Below are 16989 nucleotides of genomic sequence, written 5' to 3'. Positions count from 1 at the left end.
GGCCGGAAGTAAGGTTCCGGCGATTATCCACGCAACTTTTACCGCTTATTACCTTGCAGCTTGGCGAAGGCCGAGGCCATGGCCGACGGGGGGGCGGGCTCGTTGCTGCGGCGTGGTGCCGCATGCTGGCCCCGCCCCGACCCTTCGAACCGGTTGTCGCGGGGCGCACCCCGGTCGCCGCCGCTGCGCGGGGGTGCTGCATCGAGCTTCATGGACAGGCCGATGCGCTTGCGCTCCACGTCCACCTCCATGACCTTCACCTTCACGATGTCGCCGGTCTTGACCACCTCGCGCGCATCGTTGACGAACTTGTGGCTCAGCTGGCTCACGTGCACCAGGCCGTCCTGGTGCACGCCCAGGTCGATGAAGGCGCCGAACTGCGCCACGTTGCTCACCGTGCCCTCCAGCACCATGCCTTCCTTCAGGTCCTTGATGTCTTCCACGCCGTCGTTGAAGCGCGCCACCTTGAAGTCCGGGCGCGGGTCGCGGCCGGGCTTCTCCAGCTCGCCCAGGATGTCCTTTACCGTGATGACGCCGAACTTCTCGTTGGCGAACAGCTCGGGCTTGAGCGTCTTGAGCATGTCGGCGCGGCCCATGATCTCGGCCACGGGCTTGCCGGTCTTTTGCATGATCTGCTCGACCACGGGGTACGTCTCGGGGTGCACGCCCGTCATGTCCAGCGGGTTCTCGCCGCCGCGGATGCGCAGGAAGCCCGCGCTCTGCTCGAAGGTCTTGGCGCCCAGGCCCGACACCTCCATGAGCTGGCGGCGGCTCTTGAACGCGCCGTTGGCCTCGCGCCAGCGCACCACGGCCTTGGCCACGCTGCCCGACAGGCCCGACACGCGGCTGAGCAGGGGCACGCTGGCCGTGTTCAGGTCCACGCCCACCGAATTCACGCAGTCCTCCACCACCGTGCCCAGGGTGCGGGCCAGCTCGCTCTGGTTCACGTCGTGCTGGTACTGGCCCACGCCGATGCTCTTGGGGTCGATCTTGACCAGCTCGGCCAGCGGGTCCTGCAGGCGCCGCGCGATGGAGGCGGCGCCGCGCAGGCTCACGTCCACGTCGGGCATTTCCTGCGAGGCGTATTCGCTGGCGGAATACACGGACGCGCCGGCCTCGCTCACCACCACCTTCTCGATGGCGCGCTCGGCCTTGGCGGCCAGCTTGATGAGGTCGGCGGCCAGCTTGTCGGTTTCGCGGCTGGCGGTGCCGTTGCCGATGGCGATCAGGTTCACACCGTGCTTTTCGACCAGCTTGGCCAGCGTGTGCAGCGAGCCTTCCCAGTCGCGGCGAGGCTCGTGCGGGAACACGGTGGCGGTCTCCACCAGCTTGCCGGTCGCATCCACCACCGCCACCTTCACGCCGGTGCGGATGCCGGGGTCCAGCCCCATCACCACGCGCGGGCCGGCGGGCGCGGCCAGCAGCAGATCGCGCAGGTTGTCGGCGAAGACCTTGATGGCGACCTTCTCGGCCTCGTCGCGCAGGCGGGCGAACAGGTCGCGCTCGGTGGAAAGGCTCAGCTTCACGCGCCAGGCCCAGCCCACGCATTTGCGCAGCAGGTCGTCGGCCGCGCGGCCGGCATGGCTCCAGCCCAGGTGCAGGGCGATCTTGCCCTCGGCGATGCTGGGCTTTCCGGGCTCTGGCTCGACGGGCAGGACCAGCTTGGCCTCCAGGATTTCGAGCGCCCGGCCGCGGAACACGGCCAGCGCGCGGTGCGAGGGCACGCGGCCGATGGGCTCGTCGTACTCGAAGTAGTCGCGGAACTTGGAGACCTCGGGATCGGCCTCGTTCTTGCCCTCGACCTTCTTGCTGCGCAGCAGGCCCTCGGCCCACAGCCATTCGCGCAGCGACTGCACCAGCACCGCGTCTTCGGCCCAGCGCTCGGAGAGGATGTCGCGCACGCCGTCGAGCACGGCCGGCACGGTGGAAAAGTCGGCACCCGGCTTGCCATCGTCCAGCACCTCGGGGGGTCGGGTGAACGCGGCGGCCTCGGCGGCCGGGTCCAGCGTGGGGTCGGCGAAGAGCTTGTCGGCCAGTGGCTCGATGCCGAACTCGCGGGCGATCTGGCCCTTGGTGCGGCGCTTTTGCTTGAAGGGCAGGTAGAGGTCTTCCAGCTCCTGCTTGGTCGGTGCACCCGCGATGGCGGCGCGCAGCGCGTCGGTCAGCTTGCCCTGCTCGTCGATGGCCTTGAGCACCGCGGCGCGGCGGTCTTCCAGCTCGCGCAAGTACGACAGGCGGGCCTCCAGCTCGCGCAGCTGGATGTCGTCCAGCCCACCGGTCACTTCCTTGCGGTAGCGCGCGATGAAGGGCACCGTGGCGCCCCCATCGAGCAACTCGACGGCGGAGGCCACCTGCTGCTCGGTGACCCGGATTTCTGCGGCAATCTGCCGGATGATCTTCTGCATGCTGAAAACGCGCCCGAGGGCTCGGCTTTGGAAAAGCGGGCGAGTGTGCCACAGGCCTTCCCGGCCCTTGTTTCAGTCCGCACCGCCCCCTGCCCCGTGCCTTGCGTGGCGGCCCGGCCGGCACCGGGCGACATTCCATCCCAGGGAAGACCTGTAGGCGCGGCAGCCCGGTGCGCTTGTACGATCCCCAGGCACTCCCATCGCCCGCCCAGGACCGGGCGGCAATGGCGACCACCGCTGCATGGAATGCCCCTTGCATCAGGACAGCCCGGGCATCCGCTTTCCGTGCCTGCAAGGCGCCTTCGCACCCAGCGATGCGCACGTTCCCGGTGCATGGCACGGCAACGCGGGCCGAAGTGGGGCTGCAGGGCCCCGCGACGGCCAGGCGATGCACGGCACGGCCTGCAGCGGGCCCGGCTGGTTTTTCCCCTTGGTTGATCGACGATTGAAGGACTGACGATGGCACGAATTTCCCGCACTTCCCTTCGCACCCGGCTCGGCGCCACCGCCCTGGCGGTCCTGGGCGCCTGCGCCGGCCTGCCGGCAGCGGCCCAGCAGCCGGCCACCCCCATCAAGGTGGGCATCGCGCTGGACATCTCCGGCCCGTTCGCCGCCCTGGGGGCCGAGGCGCGGGACGGCTTCGCGCTGGGCATCAAGCAGCTGGGCGGCAAGCTGGGCGGCCAGCCCGTGCAGTTCGTGCAGACCGACATGGCCGGCAGCCCCGACCAGGCCAAGCAGCTGGTGGACCGCTTCGTGCAACGCGAGAAGATCGACCTGTTCACCGGCCCCATCGCCTCCAACGTGGCGCTGGCCGTGGCGCCCACACTGTTCGCCGCCAAGGTGCCCTACCTGTCGAACAACGCGGGCCCCAGCCAGCTGGCGGGCGCGCAGTGCAACCCCTACTTCTTCGGCACCGCCTACCAGAACGACCAGTACCACGAGGCCGCCGGCCAGTTCGCGGCCGACCGGGGCTTCAAGCGCATGGTGCTGATCGCGCCCAACTACCCCGCCGGCAAGGACGGGATCAATGGCTTCAAGCGCAAGTTCAAGGGCACGGTGGTGGACGAGATGTACACCAAGCTCGGCCAGATCGACTACGCAACCGAGCTGGCGCAACTGCGCGCCGCCAAGCCCGAGGCCGTGTACTTCTTCCTGCCCGGCGCCATGGGCATCAACTTCATCAAGCAGTTCGTGGGCGCGGGCCTGTCCAAGGACATCACGCTGGTGACCAGCGGCTTCTCGGCCGACGAAGACGTCATCAGCGCCGTGGGCGAACCCATGCTGGGGCTGTTCAACACCTCGCACTGGGCGCACGACCTGGACAACCCGGCCAACAAGGCCTTCGTGGCCGCGTTCCGCAAGGAATACGGCGGGCGCTACCCGTCCATCTACGCCGCGCAGGCCTTCGACGTGATCACCGCCATGGACTCGGCCGTCAAGGCCGTGGGCGGCAAGGTGGCCGACCGCGATGCGCTGATCAAGGCGCTGGCCAAGGCGCAGTTTCCTTCGGTGCGCGGCAACTTCCGCTACGCCAACAACCACTACCCGGTGCAGAACTTCTACCTGCGCACCATCGGCAAGGACGCCGAAGGCCGCGTGACCAACAAGACCATCAAGACGGTGCTGGAAAACTATGGGGATGCGTTCTCTGCCCAGTGCAGTATGAAATAGCCCCCCTGAGTCGCTTCGCGCCTTCCCCCCGGAGGGGGGACGCCGCCAGCGCGGCGGGGCGGCCCTTGCGCGGCGGCTGCTGGCCTGGGGCCGCGCCGGTGGCATGGGCCGTGCGCAACGCGTCGTCGCATGGAACAACCGAAATGACATTGAACACCTCCTTGCGCCCGGGCGCCACGCCATGAATCCGATCCTCGTCTTCGAACAACTGCTCAATGGCGCGGGCTACGGGCTCATGCTTTTCCTGATCGCGGCGGGGCTCACCCTGGTCTTCGGGATCATGGACGTGATGAATCTCTCCCACGGCTCGCTGTTCATGGTGGGCGCATATGTGGCGGCCACGGTGCATGTGCAGAGCGGCTCGTTCTCCGTGGCGGTGCTGGTGGCCGTGGCGGTGACGGTGGCGGTGGCGGCGCTGCTGGAGGTGACGCTGATGCGCCGCCTCTACGGGCGCGACCACCTGGCCCAGGTGCTGGCCACCTTCGGCGTGATCCTCGTGGCGGACGATGCCGTGAAGATGGTGTGGGGCCCCTCCCCCGTCATGGCGCCCACGCCGGCCTGGCTCTCGGGGCCGGTGGAACTGTTCGCCGGCCTGCCCTACCCGTCGTACCGCCTGGTGGTGCTGGGCGCGGGCGTGCTGGTGGCGGGTGTGCTGTACCTGCTGGTCAACCACAGCCGCGTGGGCATGCTGGTGCGCGCGGGCGCGTCGGACCGCTGGATGGCCGAGCTGATGGGCGTGCGCGTGCGGCGCGTGTTCTGCGGCATCTTCGTGCTGGGTGCCGCCCTGGCGGCCCTCGCGGGCGCGCTCATGGGGCCGCTGATGGCGGTGCAGGTGGGCATGGGCGAATCCATCCTGATCCCCGCGCTGGTGGTGATCGTCATCGGCGGCATCGGCTCGGTGCGCGGCGCCTTCGTGGCGGCCCTGCTGGTGGGCCTGGTGGACACCATCGGCCGCGCCTTCCTGCCGCTGCTGCTGCGCGCCACCCTGCCGCCCGCCGTGGCCGCCGACTTAGGGCCGCTGTGCGCCGAGGTGGCCATGTACGCCCTGATGGCGGCGGTTCTGAGCTTTCGCCCCGCGGGGCTGTTTTCTGCCAAGGCCTGAGCGACATGTCTGCTGCCTCCCTGACTTCCTCTTCCCCACCGCAGCGCCGTGCCGCCGCGCGCTGGCGCGGCGCGCTGCTGCCGCTGGCCCTGCTGGCGGCACTGGCGGTGTTTCCGCTGGTGGCATCGGCCCTGGGGCTGGATTTTTACATCGGCTTCGTGCGCCGGGTGCTGGTCGTGGCCCTGGCCGCCGCCAGCCTGAACTTCATCATGGGCTTCGGCGGCATGGTGGCGCTGGGGCATGCGGGCTTCATGGGCGTGGGCGCCTACACGGTGGTGGTGCTCAGCGACGCGGGCGCCACCTCGGCCTGGGTGGTGTGGGGCGCCGCCATGGTGCTGGCCGCGCTGGCGGCTGCGCTGGTGGGCGCCATCTCGCTGCGCACCCAGGGCGTGTACTTCATCATGATCACGCTGGCCTTCGCGCAGATGCTGTACTTCGTGTTCGTCTCGCTGCGCAGCTACGGCGGGGACGACGGCTACACCCTGCCCATGCGGCCCGTGCTCGGCCTGGGCCTGGACGCCATGCACGAGCCCACCCTGTACTGGGTGGTGCTGGCGCTGGTGGCGCTGGTGCTGTGGTGGCTGGACCGGGCCACGGCCTCGCGCTTCGGCGCGGCGCTGGCGGGCATCCGCGACAACGCGACGCGCATGCGCGCGCTGGGCTATCCGGTGTACCTGCTGCAGCTGGCCGCCTTCACCCTGGCCGGCGCGGTGGCGGGCCTGGCGGGCGCGCTGCTGGCCACGGGCAACAGCTTCGTGAGCCCGGCCATGATGCACTGGACGCAGTCGGCCACGCTCATCGTGATGGTCGTCATCGGCGGCCTGGGCCGGCGCTGGGGCGGGCCGCTGGGCGCGGCCGTGTGGCTGGCGCTGGAAGAGGCACTCAAGCTGCACACCGACCACTGGCACATGCCGCTGGGCCTGCTGCTGATCGCCACCGCGCTGTACGCGCCCAGGGGCCTGGCCGCGCTGGCGGACCTGCGCGCAAGGAGCGCGCGATGAGCCTGTTCCAAGTGCAGGGCCTGGTCAAGCGCTTCGGCGGCCTGCTGGCCACCGACCACGTGGACCTGAGCGTGGCGCACGGCGAGATCCACGCCCTCATCGGCCCCAACGGCGCGGGCAAGACCACCCTGGTCCACCAGATCTCGGGCCTGCTGGCGCCCGACGCAGGCCGCGTGCTGCTCGACGGTGACGACATCACCGCCCTGCCCATGCACCGCCGCGTGGCCAAAGGCCTGTCGCGCTGCTTTCAGGTGACGCGCATCTTCCCGGCCCAGACCGTGCGCGACAACCTGCTGCTGGCCGTGCAGGCGCACAGCGGATCGAGCTTTCGCTTTCTGCAGCCGCGCTCGCAGGCGCACGGGCTGTACGAGGCCGCCGACCGGCTGGCAGAGCGCGTGGGCCTGCAGGGCTGCATGGACGGCATCGCCGGTGCCCTGCCCCATGGCGCCCAGCGCACGCTGGACGTGGCGCTGGCCCTGGCCTGCGCGCCCAAGCTGCTGCTGCTCGACGAACCCATGGCCGGCATGGGGCCGGAGGAATCGCAGCAGATGGTGCAGCTGATCGACAGCCTGCGCCAGGACATGGCCGTGCTGCTGATCGAGCACGACATGGAGGCCGTCTTCCGCCTGGCCGACCGCATCTCGGTGCTGGTGTACGGCCGGGTGCTCACGGCCGGCACGCCCCATGAGATCCGCAGCAACGCCGAAGTGCAGGCCGTGTACCTGGGCACCGAAACCCTGGAGGCCACCCCATGAGCGCGCCCACGCCTTCGATGCACAAAGGGCCCGCGCCCGTGGCCGAGCCCCTGCTGAGCTGCCAGGGCCTGGAGGCCGGCTACGGCGTGAGCCAGGTGCTGTTCGGCATCCACCTGGACATCGCCGCGGGCGAAGTGGTGTCTCTGCTGGGCCGCAACGGCATGGGCAAGAGCACCACCATCAAGACCCTGGTGGGCGCACTGCGCCCCACGGCCGGCGCCATCCGCTTCGCGGGCCAGGCCATCGGGGCGATGAAGAGCGACGCCATTGCCCGCCTGGGCCTGGCCATCGTGCCCGAGGGCCGCCACGTGTTCCCCAACCTCAGCGTGCGCGAACACCTGCTGGCCTTCGCCAGCCACCGCAGCGGCCTGGGCGAGCCCTGGGACCTGCAGCGCATCTACGGCGTGTTCCCGCGCCTGCAGGAACGCGAGCACCACCTGGGCCACCAGCTGTCGGGCGGCGAGCAGCAGATGCTGGCCATCGGCCGCGCGCTGTCCACCAACCCGCGCCTGCTGATCCTGGACGAAGCCACCGAAGGCCTGGCCCCGGTGATCCGCGAGGAAATCTGGCGGTGCCTGGCCACGCTCAAGGCCGCGGGGCAGACCATCCTGGTGGTGGACAAGTACGTGCACCGCCTCATGGGCCTGGCCGATCGGCACGTGATCCTGGAGCGCGGGCGCGTGGTGTGGCAAGGGGATTCCGAGGCGCTGAATGCGGATCGGGGGCTGTGGGCGCAGTACCTGAGCGTGTAGGCTCGGAGCAAGGCCAGTCCAGGCGATCACGCGGGGCGGGCTCGCTCGAGAGCGACCTTGCACCGCAACCGTACCTGCACGTTGATTTCCATGACGCCCTTCCTCGTCGCTGGCCGGACCCCGGCACCCCTGGCCGTGATCTGCGCACTCCTGCTGCCTGGTGCTTGCTCGGCCGGGCAAGCCACACCCGGCGATCCGCAGACATCCAGGGCGCAAGCCGTTTCGGCGGCGGTACCTGCTGGCAAAGCCCACCCAGCCAATCCCCGGTTTCTCTACGTCATCTACTGCAACGGCACCGTGGACCGACTCGATCTGGCGCGGCCCGCCAAAGTCTCGTCGTTCGCGCTCAGCGAGCGCAGCGGCACGCCGCCGGCCGTCGCTGTGGCGCCGTCTCCGGGCGTCAAGCCCGACAGTTGCCTGGCCCGCCCCACTGCCACGGATGGCACGGGTGGCGCAGCAGAGCGCCAGGTGCGGTTGGTCGCGACGCCCCAGTTCTACCGCAGCGATGCCGATGGGCAGAAAGCCTATCGCCTGCTGACGTTCTCGCTGCCCGACTGGACGCTGCGCCAGCAGGCGGACCTGGGAATGTTCGACGTGCTCAACGGCACGCCGCCGCGCATGGTGCGTGGCCCGCAGGCCGGCCATTGGGTGCCCCGCCCATCCGAGGGGGCGCCTGATGCCACGGCCGAGTTGGCCGGGTATGCGGGCGGCCAGGGCCTGGCCTTTGCACGCTTCACCCAATGGTCGGGCGATGTGTCCTTGGTGGAGTTCGCGGGTCCCGGCCCGTCCCAAGGCACGCCGCAGGCCCAGGCGGGCTTTGCCGATCACGCCGCGCGTCGCTTCGTGCGGCTGGCCGACCCCACCGATGCGGGCAGCGGCCCCGTGCGGCTGGCGCCGGGAGGGCGGTTTGCAGTGCGCGAGGTCCAGCGGCCGCAGGCCCCCGCCCCCTCCGCCCAAGGCGCTGCCGACACCGCCCCTTCGCGAAACACCGGCGAACTGCGCGTGTACCGCACCGCCGATGGGCAGCAGGTGGCCAGCGTGGCGGACGCGCGCATCGCAGGCACCTGGAATGGCATTGCCATCACGCCCGGCGGCTGGGCCGTTTACACCGACGGTCGGGGCGCATACCGCTTCGTGGCATTAGGGCGCACCTTCGGCACGGAGCCTGTGCAGGACGGCGAGACCGACGACCTTGATGGAACGCGCCCCGGGCTGGTGTACAGCGGGCAGTGAGCGCGGGGGGCGTCCCTAAAATGCGCAGACCACCGCCACGCCGCCACAACCAACGCCTGCGCCTTTAAGACCATGACGCCCTTCCCCTATCCGGTCCGCACCGAATGCCCGCCCGGCGCATGCGTGTGTGACCGCGATGCGTTGCTGCAGGCGCCGAGCGGCGACTTGCGCGTGCTGCGCCTCACGCGAGAGGAGGAAAAGCGGCTCATCGATCGGCTGGAGAACCTGGGCAGCCTGGGCGAACTGCGCCGCATGCAGGACCGGCTGGAAGCGCAACTGGGCATCCGCCTGAGCATCACCACCAGCCCCAACGAGGTCCGCAGCCTGCGCGGCATCGCCATCCTGGTGCTGGAGCAGCGGGGGCTGTGCCGCAAGACCCGGCAGGCCATTCCTGCCGCGATCAAGAAGAGCATGGACCGGCACCCCGACATCGCCTATGAGCTGCTCAACGAAGGGGGCCTGTTTTCGGGCGAGTGACGGGCGGCGGTGCCCCGGCTGCCGCCGCTTCGGAGCCGAAACGAAAGGAAACCGTCCAGGCCCTGGAAGAACGCGCCACAGCCCCCCACATCGACACGGTGCAGGGCGGGCATTCCTGCCTTGCATCCTGCCTTCCGCGCGCCCGCTCATCGACTCCCTGCCCTCCATGCAAGACGATCTTTTCGGCGACCTGCCCGTTCCCCCCGAGCCGCCCGCTGCGGCGCCCGCCAGACGCCCTGCCCCATCGGCCGAGCCCACCGAGGCCAAGGCCCCTGCCGTGCGCCGCAGCGGCACGGTACAACCGGCGGCCTGGGACGACGACCTGCGCTCGCTGGCCGCGCGGCTGCCGTCCCGCTTGCGCATGGGTACGTCGTCGTGGACCTACCCCGGCTGGAAGGGCTTGCTGTGGGAAGGCGAGCATTCGGAGCAGGCGCTTTCCAAGAACGGCCTGCCGGTGTATGCCCAGCACACGCTGATGCGCACGGTGAGCATCGACCGCAGCTTCTACCGGCCGCTCACGGTGAGCCAGTACGAGCGCTACGCCTCGCAGGTGCCGCATGACTTCCGCTTCGTGGTGAAGGCGCCCAGCCTGGTGACCGATGCGCTGGTGCGCGGCGAGGACGGGCGCGGGCGCCAGGCCAACCCGGCGTTTCTGGATGCCGCGCTGGCCACGCAGGAGTTCGTGGCGCCCGCGCTCGAAGGCCTGGGCGCCAAGGTGGGTGCGCTGGTGTTCCAGTTGAGCCCGCTGCCGCTGGCGCAGCTCGACCGGCTGCCGCAGGTGCTGGAGCGACTGCGCACAATGCTGCTCGCGCAGCCGCCACTGGCGCCCACCGCGCCGGACGGCGTGCTGGCCGTGGAGGTGCGCGACCCCGAGTGGCTGTCGCCCGAGTTCATGCCGCACTTTGCCGCCGTGCTGCGCGAAGCCGGCGCCACCTACTGCGTGGGGCTGCACGCCAAGATGCCGCCGCTGGCGGAGCAACTGCACCTGCTGCGCCGGCTGTGGCCCGGACCGCTGGTGTGCCGCTGGAACCTGAACCCGGTGCATGGCGCCTATGGGTACGAAGACGCCGAAAAGCTCTACGCCCCCTATGACCGCATCCTGCACCCGGCCCCCGAGGTGCACGACGTGCTGGCGCGCACGATCGCGGGGGTGACCGGGGCGGGCCAGAATGCCTTCGTCACGGTCAGCAACCATGCCGAAGGGTGCGCGCCCCTCACCCTGCGTACGCTGGCGGAGCGGGTGGCGCCCCTGGAATAGCGCAACGGCTCAAGCGGCCGACCATGCCCCAAACGAAATGCTATTAATTTAATAGCGCAATGCCCTAGTATCGATTGTGCTGGCGGCCTAAAAGGCCAAAACCGGATTCAGGCATGCGCCGTGGCGCCATGCCGCAGCCGCATCACGCTGCACACGCCCGCCAACGCCGCGCAGCCGGCCGCAGCCATCAGCGCCACCGATTCGCCCTGCCCGTCGTGCTGGCCCCAGACCGCGAAGATGCCCGCCAGCAGCACGGCGCCCAGGGTCTGCCCGGTCAGACGCGCGGTGCCCAGCATGCCGCTGGCCGCGCCGGAACGGTGCAACGGCGCCGAGGCGACGATGGTGTGGTTGTTGGGCGACTGGAACAGCCCGAAGCCTGCCCCGCACAAAAGCATGCGCCACGCCACGTCGAACACGCCCGGCTGCGGCGGCAGCACGGCCAGCGCGACCAGCCCGCAGGCGAACACCGCCATGCCGACGCCGCCCAGCAGGCCATCCGCGAAGCGGCCGATGAGCCGTCCCGCGAATGGCGCCACCACCACGATGGCCAGCGGCCAGGCGGTGATGAGCAGGCCCGCCTCGAAGTGCGACCGGCCCTGCGCCTCCAGCAACAGGAACGGCAGCGACAGAAAGGCCAGCATCTGCGCGCAGAAGGCCCCGACCGACGCGCCCATCGACAGCGCGAACACGGGGATGCGCAGCAGGTCCACCGGAAACAGCGGCACGGCCACGCGCCGCTGCCGCCACAGATACACCCAGCCCACCGCGACGCCGGCCAGCAGCAGCGCCCAGCCCAGCGGGGCCGCCGCACGCGAGGCCTCGCCCCGCACGCCGAGCTGCTCGCCACCGATGAAGATCAGCGCGAACATGAGGATGTTCAGCGTGACGTCCAGCACCGTCAGCCGCGCGCCGGTGTGCGTGCTGGGCGGATTGAACGGCAGCGCGCGCAGCCCCAGCCACAGCGTGAACAGGCCCAGCGGCAGGTTCAGCGCGAACAGCCAAGGCCACGATGCGAAAGACAGGATGGCCGCCGCCACCGAGGGCCCGGCCATCGACGAGGTGGCCACGACCAGCGAGTTGATGGCCATGCCCCGGCCCAGGTGAGCGCGCGGATAGGTCAGGCGCACCAGCGCGGCATTCACGCTCATGATGCCCGCCGCACCCAGCCCCTGCACCGCGCGCGCCACGACCAGCGCTGGGAGTGAAGTGGCCAGCATGGCCCCGAGCGACGACACGGCGAACAGCGCCATGCCCAGCAGGTACACGCGCCGGTAGCCGATGCGCTCGCCCAGCGAGGCGAGCGGCAGCAGCATGACCAGCGTGGCGATCTGGTAGGCGTTGACGACCCAGATGGCCTGCGCCGCGCCCGCGTTCAGTTCGCGAGCGATACCGGGCAGCGCGAGGTTGACGATGCTGCCGTCCAGCACCGCCACGGCCAGTCCGAGGATGATGACCAGCATGGCCCGCGCACGGTCGCGCCCCGGCAGCCCGTCGGAGGCGGCGGGCGCGCCCTGCCCCACGGCGGCGGCGCCCGGACCGGGGCTCAAACCCGCGCCTCCACCGGTCCGGCGGCATGCGGGCCCGCCAGCGTGATCCAGGTCAGCGCCACGCCCACCAGCGCGCCTGCGGCCATGCCGATCACCATGGGCAAGGGCTGTCCATTGGCGAACAGGCCGACGATGCCCATGGCGGCCGCACCTGTCAGCATCTGCAGCGTGCCCAGCAGGGCCGAGGCGGTGCCGGCGATGGCGCCGTGCTGCTCCAGCGCCAGCACCGACGTGGTGGGAATCACCAGCCCCATGAAGGCGCTGGACACGAAATACAGCGCGATCAGCACCGCCAGCTGGTCACCGCCCAGCAGGTAGTAGGCCAGCAGCAGCACCATGACCACGCCCGCCGCGCTGGCCGCCACCTTGACGAGTGGCACCAGGCCAAACCGCTGGCCCAGCAGGCCGGTGAACTGGGACGAGCCGATGAAGGCCGCCGCGTTCAGCGAGAACGCCAGGCTGTACTGCGTGGGTGTGAGCCCGTAGTGGTTGATGAGCACAAACGGCGAGCCCGCCAGGTAGACAAAGAACCCCGACATGGCGCAGCCGCCGATGAAGACCAGGCCCAGGTAATGGCGATCGCGCAGCAGGAGCCCGTAAGCCCGCAGGGCGCTGCCCAGGCTGCTTTCCACCCGGTCGGCAGCGGGACGCGTCTCGCGCAGCGCGCCATAGACCAGCGCCAGCCCCGCGATGGCGGCCACCGCCACCACCCAGAACACGCCGCGCCAGCCGGTGAGCGCGATGACGCCGCTGCCCGCGAGCGGCGCGAGGATAGGCGACACGCTGAACACCAGCATCAGCAGCGCCATCAGGCGCGCGGCATCGGTGCCGGTATGCAGATCGCGCACCACGGCGCGCGGAATGGCCATTCCGGCTGCGGCGCCCAGGCCCTGCAGGAAGCGCAACGCCACCAGCGTCTCGATCTCGGTCGCGAGGGCGCAACCCACGCTCGCCGCGGTGAACAGCAACAGCCCGAAATACAGCGGCGGCTTGCGCCCCACCATGTCGGATACGGGGCCGTAGAACAGCTGCCCCGCCCCCAGCGCCAGGAAGAACGCCGTCAGGCTCCACTGCACGGCGCCGACCTGCGCGCCCAGGCTGCGCCCGATGTCGGGAAGCGCCGGCAGGTACATGTCGATGGCAAAGGGGCCGATGGCCGAAAGAAGGCCCAGAACGAGGGCGGCGCGGAGGAAGGGCGAAGGAAACATGGGCCCGATTGTCGCCAACGGCGGCATCCGCCGCTCGGGCGCCCGATTGGCCGGCGGCCGGGCGCGGTCTTGCCCCGGAGCACCCGGCCTATTTGAGGTAGGAGCGCAGCGCCGAGGCCACCGCCGCCACGTCCTGCGCGCGCTGCTGTGCGGGGGTAGCAGGGTCGCCCAGGTGCTGAACGATGTGGCCTTCCAGCACCTGCGCCATCAGGCCGTTCACCGCGCCGCGAACGGCCGCGATCTGCTGCAGCACCGCCATGCAGTCGGCCTCCTGTTCCAGCGCCCGCTCGAGGGCCGCCGCCTGGCCCTGGATGCGCCGCACGCGGGCCAGGAGCTTCTTTTTTCCGTGGATGGTATGGGCCATGGCCGGATTGTACGAAGGGTTGAAAATATACTGGGGTACAGTATCTCTCACCATGACGGTCATGACCCAAAGCCCTTCCGCCAACGCCCCCCTCGCAGCCGGCTGGCAGCACCCCCATGTCTTCAGCCAGGGCAATCCCCTGGCCGAGCGCAACACCCGCTGGGCGGTGGCGCTGACGGTCGCCATGATGGTGGCGGAGATCGTCGGCGGCTGGGCCTTCGGCTCGATGGCATTGCTGGCGGACGGCTGGCACATGGGCTCGCATGCCCTGGCGCTGGGGCTGTCCGCCGTGGCGTATGCCGCGGCCCGGCGCCACGCGAGCGATGGCCGCTTCGCCTTCGGCACCTGGAAGATCGAAGTGCTGGGCGGTTACACCAGCGCCATCCTGCTGCTGCTCGTGGCCGGGCTCATGGTGTACCAGTCGGTGCAGCGGCTCCTCGCCCCGGCGCCCATCCAGTATGAGCAAGCCGTCTTCACGGCCGCGCTGGGACTGGTGGTCAACCTGGCGTGCGCCTGGCTGCTGCGCGGCGGGCACGCGCACCACGCACACCACGAACACCCTGCGCATGAAGGTCACGGCCACAGCCATGGGATGACGCCAGCCGATCTGAACCTGCGGTCGGCCTACCTGCACGTGGTGGCCGACGCTGCCACATCGGTGCTGGCCATCGCCGCGCTGTGCGGGGGGCTGCTGTGGGGCGCCGACTGGCTCGACCCGGCCGTGGGCCTGCTGGGCGCGGCCCTGGTCGCGGGCTGGGCCTGGGGGCTGCTGCGCGATACCGGGCGGGTGCTACTGGACGCGGAAATGGACGCGCCCGTGGTGCAGGAAATCCGCGATGCGATCGCCGCCAGCCCCATTCCCGCCAGCGTGTGCGACCTTCACGTGTGGCGCGTCGGGACGGGCCTGTATGCCTGCATCCTGTCGCTGTCCACGGCCCATCCGTCCGTGGCGCCCGACTTCTTCAAGCGCCTGCTGAGCGTGCACGAGGAACTGGTGCACGTCTCCGTCGAGGTGAACCGGGCCGACACCTCCGGCCGGCCCCACTGACCCCGCTGCGCACCGACGCGGGCACCCGCGACGGCACCGCCCACGCTCAAAGGTACTTGAGCCAGGCGATGTCGCGCCGCCGCGCCTTGAAGGCCCCAAAGGCTTTCACCGCGGGGTACAGCGCCACGGCCAGGACGGCTGTGCACAGCCAGACGGCCCACATGGCGTCGAACCCGAAATACGTGCCCTGGGTCTTGCCCCACACGGCCACCGCCGCGAGGTAAAGCAGCTTGAGCACGTACAGGTGCAGCAGGTAAAAGAACATGGGCGCGGCACCGAACCCCGCCAACACCCGCAGCCCGGCCCCGGGCCGCGCCCGCTCGAACGCCCGCAGCACCAGCAGGCCGATGCCCAGCGTGAGCGCGATGAACAGCAGCGAAGGCGGGTATTTGGTCACGTTGAAAAACGACATCGCGGTGGCCAGGGCCGTGTCGCCCGCCACCCAGGGCTTGTCGCCGTACACGTTCCACCAACGCAACACGGCAAACCCGGCCAGCAGCCCCGTGCCCCAGGCCAGCAGGCGGCGCTGCCGCGCGCCCGCATCCGTGGACGCCAGGAACCAGGGTCCGGCCGCATAGCCCAGCGCGATCACACCGATCCAGGGCAGCAGCGGATAGGAAGTGCGCAGGCGCAGCGATTCGCCCACTTCGATCCAGCCGCGGTCGTGCAGCACCGCCCAGGGAATGTGCAGCGCATGGCCGAACGGAAAATGCAGCCCGTCGAGCAGGTTGTGCCCGGCCACGATCGCCACGCCCAGGGCGATCAACACGGTGCGCGGCAGCCACAGCAGCGCAGCCAGGGCCAGCATGCTCAGGCCGATCACCCAGATCACCTGCAAGTACACCACCTGCGGCGGCCACTGGAAGGTCCAGGCAAAGTTCACCAGCGTGAGTTCCAGCGCGACCAGGAAGCACCCCCGCTGGAGCAGGAACACCGAGGCCGCCCCCCGGCCTCCGCCCTGCCGCGAACCATACAGGCAGGCGGACAGCCCCGTGAGGAACACGAACACCGGCGCGCACACGTGGGCCAGCAGCCGGCTCGCGAACAGATCGGGCGAGGTGGCCGCGACGACCATGGGGTCGCTGACCTGGTGGTGCAGGAAAAAGGTTTCGCGCACGTGGTCCAGCAGCATGAACAGGATGACGAGCCCGCGCAGCGCGTCGATGGACTGCAGCCGCGCGGAGGCGGAGCCAGCATGGGGTGGAGGCAGGGAGCGGTCGATGGGCATGTAAGGGGTGGCGCGCGGTGCCTGCATCGCCCTAGGCTGCCGGGCGGCGGGCTGTGGCGGCAGAGGCGATCCGTTGACGGCGAGGGGGCGAAAGGCGCGATTGTGCCCGTTTGGAACAGGTCTGCTGCGATGCGCCTTCCGTCGGATCCAAAAAACAAAGGGGTTTTTTGCGCACAGCAATGGGGTCCATCCTGCGACGGTGCAATGGGCAACCGGATCGACAACATGTCAAAGTCCTTTTCCCTCAGCCTCCTATTAGGCCATGGGCTGACGGACCATGCGCTGGCAGTGCGGCAGTGCGGCATGCACCATTCTTGTGAAAGAGCCACTGTAGGTCGGTCCGCAACGGATGGACACAATCCCAAGCGGCCAAGCCGCCATCGCCACCAAAAACCAAAGAAAAAGCCCTCGCAAGCATTGCTTGCGAGGGCTTCCATATGGCGGAGTGGACGGGACTCGAACCCGCGACCCCCGGCGTGACAGGCCGGTATTCTAACCAACTGAACTACCACTCCTGGCAGGCAGCGTTTGCTTGTGAAAAGACACAAGCCAAGTGCTACAAACTTGGCGACCCTACGGGGATTCGAACCCCGGTACTCACCGTGAAAGGGTGATGTCCTAGGCCTCTAGACGATAGGGTCAAAACCTGGGAACTAGCCGTTCTCTAACTCTCAGTGGTGGAGGTAAACGGGATCGAACCGATGACCTCTTGCATGCCATGCAAGCGCTCTCCCAGCTGAGCTATACCCCCACTTTCTTCGGCATTCACCAAAGAAAAACCCTTGCACATCCAAGACCTGCAAGGGCTTTGACTGGCGGAGTGGACGGGACTCGAACCCGCGACCCCCGGCGTGACAGGCCGGTATTCTAACCAACTGAACTACCACTCCTGGCAGGCAGCGTTTGCTTGTGAAAAGACACAAGCCAAGTGCTACAAACT

General features: G+C 69.5%; 14 protein-coding genes and 4 tRNA genes. 9 read left to right on the top strand and 9 right to left on the bottom strand.

Annotation, left to right across the window (positions count from 1 at the left end; translation table 11 throughout):
* Positions 1–38: 38 nt before the first annotated feature.
* The gene (locus AVME950_RS17000) at positions 39–2405 is read right to left on the bottom strand and encodes a Tex family protein (RefSeq protein WP_284430733.1); all 2367 of its coding nucleotides are present in this window, start codon (positions 2403–2405) and stop codon (positions 39–41) included.
* A gap of 459 nt (positions 2406–2864) precedes the next feature.
* Between AVME950_RS17000 and AVME950_RS16995 the strand changes: the two genes are divergently transcribed.
* From AVME950_RS16995 to AVME950_RS16960, 8 genes are all read left to right on the top strand, one after another.
* On the top strand, positions 2865–4076 hold the full coding sequence (locus AVME950_RS16995) for an ABC transporter substrate-binding protein (RefSeq protein WP_284430732.1): 1212 nt from the start codon (positions 2865–2867) through the stop codon (positions 4074–4076).
* 181 nt (positions 4077–4257) lie between these two features.
* Entirely contained in the window at positions 4258–5178 is a 921-nt protein-coding gene (locus AVME950_RS16990) for a branched-chain amino acid ABC transporter permease (protein WP_284430731.1), read from the top strand.
* A gap of 5 nt (positions 5179–5183) precedes the next feature.
* Positions 5184–6179, top strand: a complete 996-nt coding sequence (locus AVME950_RS16985) for a branched-chain amino acid ABC transporter permease (protein ID WP_284430730.1) — start codon at positions 5184–5186, stop codon at positions 6177–6179.
* Positions 6176–6934, top strand: a complete 759-nt coding sequence (locus tag AVME950_RS16980) for an ABC transporter ATP-binding protein (RefSeq protein ID WP_284430729.1) — start codon at positions 6176–6178, stop codon at positions 6932–6934. The genes AVME950_RS16985 and AVME950_RS16980 overlap by 4 nt, the downstream gene beginning before the upstream one ends.
* Before the next feature lie 17 nt (positions 6935–6951).
* Positions 6952–7686, top strand: coding sequence for an ABC transporter ATP-binding protein (locus AVME950_RS16975; protein ID WP_502869424.1), 735 nt, complete (start codon positions 6952–6954; stop codon positions 7684–7686).
* A gap of 90 nt (positions 7687–7776) precedes the next feature.
* Positions 7777–8919 carry a hypothetical protein gene (locus AVME950_RS16970; protein WP_284430728.1) on the top strand — a complete coding sequence of 381 codons (1143 nt, stop codon included), beginning with the start codon at positions 7777–7779 and terminating at the stop codon, positions 8917–8919.
* Positions 8920–8991: 72 nt separating this feature from the next.
* Positions 8992–9396 carry a hypothetical protein gene (locus AVME950_RS16965; RefSeq protein ID WP_284426305.1) on the top strand — a complete coding sequence of 135 codons (405 nt, stop codon included), beginning with the start codon at positions 8992–8994 and terminating at the stop codon, positions 9394–9396.
* A gap of 166 nt (positions 9397–9562) precedes the next feature.
* Positions 9563–10654: a DUF72 domain-containing protein gene (locus tag AVME950_RS16960; RefSeq protein WP_284430727.1), complete on the top strand. Its 1092-nt coding sequence runs from the start codon at positions 9563–9565 to the stop codon at positions 10652–10654.
* A 107-nt stretch (positions 10655–10761) separates the two neighbouring features.
* Here AVME950_RS16960 and AVME950_RS16955 read toward each other — a convergent pair whose 3' ends face one another.
* From AVME950_RS16955 to AVME950_RS16945, 3 genes are all read right to left on the bottom strand, one after another.
* Positions 10762–12114 (bottom strand): MFS transporter, encoded by a 1353-nt coding sequence (locus AVME950_RS16955; RefSeq protein WP_284430941.1) that lies wholly within the window; start codon positions 12112–12114, stop codon positions 10762–10764.
* An 83-nt stretch (positions 12115–12197) separates the two neighbouring features.
* The gene (locus tag AVME950_RS16950) at positions 12198–13409 is read right to left on the bottom strand and encodes a multidrug effflux MFS transporter (protein ID WP_284430726.1); all 1212 of its coding nucleotides are present in this window, start codon (positions 13407–13409) and stop codon (positions 12198–12200) included.
* 88 nt (positions 13410–13497) lie between these two features.
* Positions 13498–13773, bottom strand: coding sequence for a metal/formaldehyde-sensitive transcriptional repressor (locus AVME950_RS16945; RefSeq protein WP_272568573.1), 276 nt, complete (start codon positions 13771–13773; stop codon positions 13498–13500).
* A gap of 61 nt (positions 13774–13834) precedes the next feature.
* Here AVME950_RS16945 and dmeF point away from each other — a divergent pair, with 61 nt between their 5' ends.
* A complete protein-coding gene (gene dmeF, locus AVME950_RS16940; RefSeq protein ID WP_284430725.1) occupies positions 13835–14821 on the top strand; it encodes a CDF family Co(II)/Ni(II) efflux transporter DmeF in 987 nt (328 codons plus the stop codon).
* A gap of 46 nt (positions 14822–14867) precedes the next feature.
* On the opposite strand, the gene AVME950_RS16935 is transcribed toward dmeF, so the two are convergent.
* From AVME950_RS16935 to AVME950_RS16915, 5 genes are all read right to left on the bottom strand, one after another.
* A complete protein-coding gene (locus AVME950_RS16935; protein ID WP_284430724.1) occupies positions 14868–16049 on the bottom strand; it encodes an acetyltransferase domain-containing protein in 1182 nt (393 codons plus the stop codon).
* A 438-nt stretch (positions 16050–16487) separates the two neighbouring features.
* A tRNA-Asp gene (locus tag AVME950_RS16930) sits at positions 16488–16564 on the bottom strand.
* Between the two features lie 50 nt (positions 16565–16614).
* A tRNA-Glu gene (locus AVME950_RS16925) sits at positions 16615–16690 on the bottom strand.
* Between the two features lie 34 nt (positions 16691–16724).
* Positions 16725–16800: transfer RNA gene (locus AVME950_RS16920), tRNA-Ala, on the bottom strand.
* Positions 16801–16862: 62 nt separating this feature from the next.
* Positions 16863–16939: transfer RNA gene (locus tag AVME950_RS16915), tRNA-Asp, on the bottom strand.
* Positions 16940–16989 lie beyond the last annotated feature (50 nt).

The sequence above is a fragment of the Acidovorax sp. SUPP950 genome (assembly GCF_030158935.1).
Lineage (GTDB): Bacteria > Pseudomonadota > Gammaproteobacteria > Burkholderiales > Burkholderiaceae_C > Paracidovorax.
The sequence above is the reverse complement of the archived record's forward strand: the minus strand, read 5'-3'. Positions and strand labels throughout refer to the sequence as shown.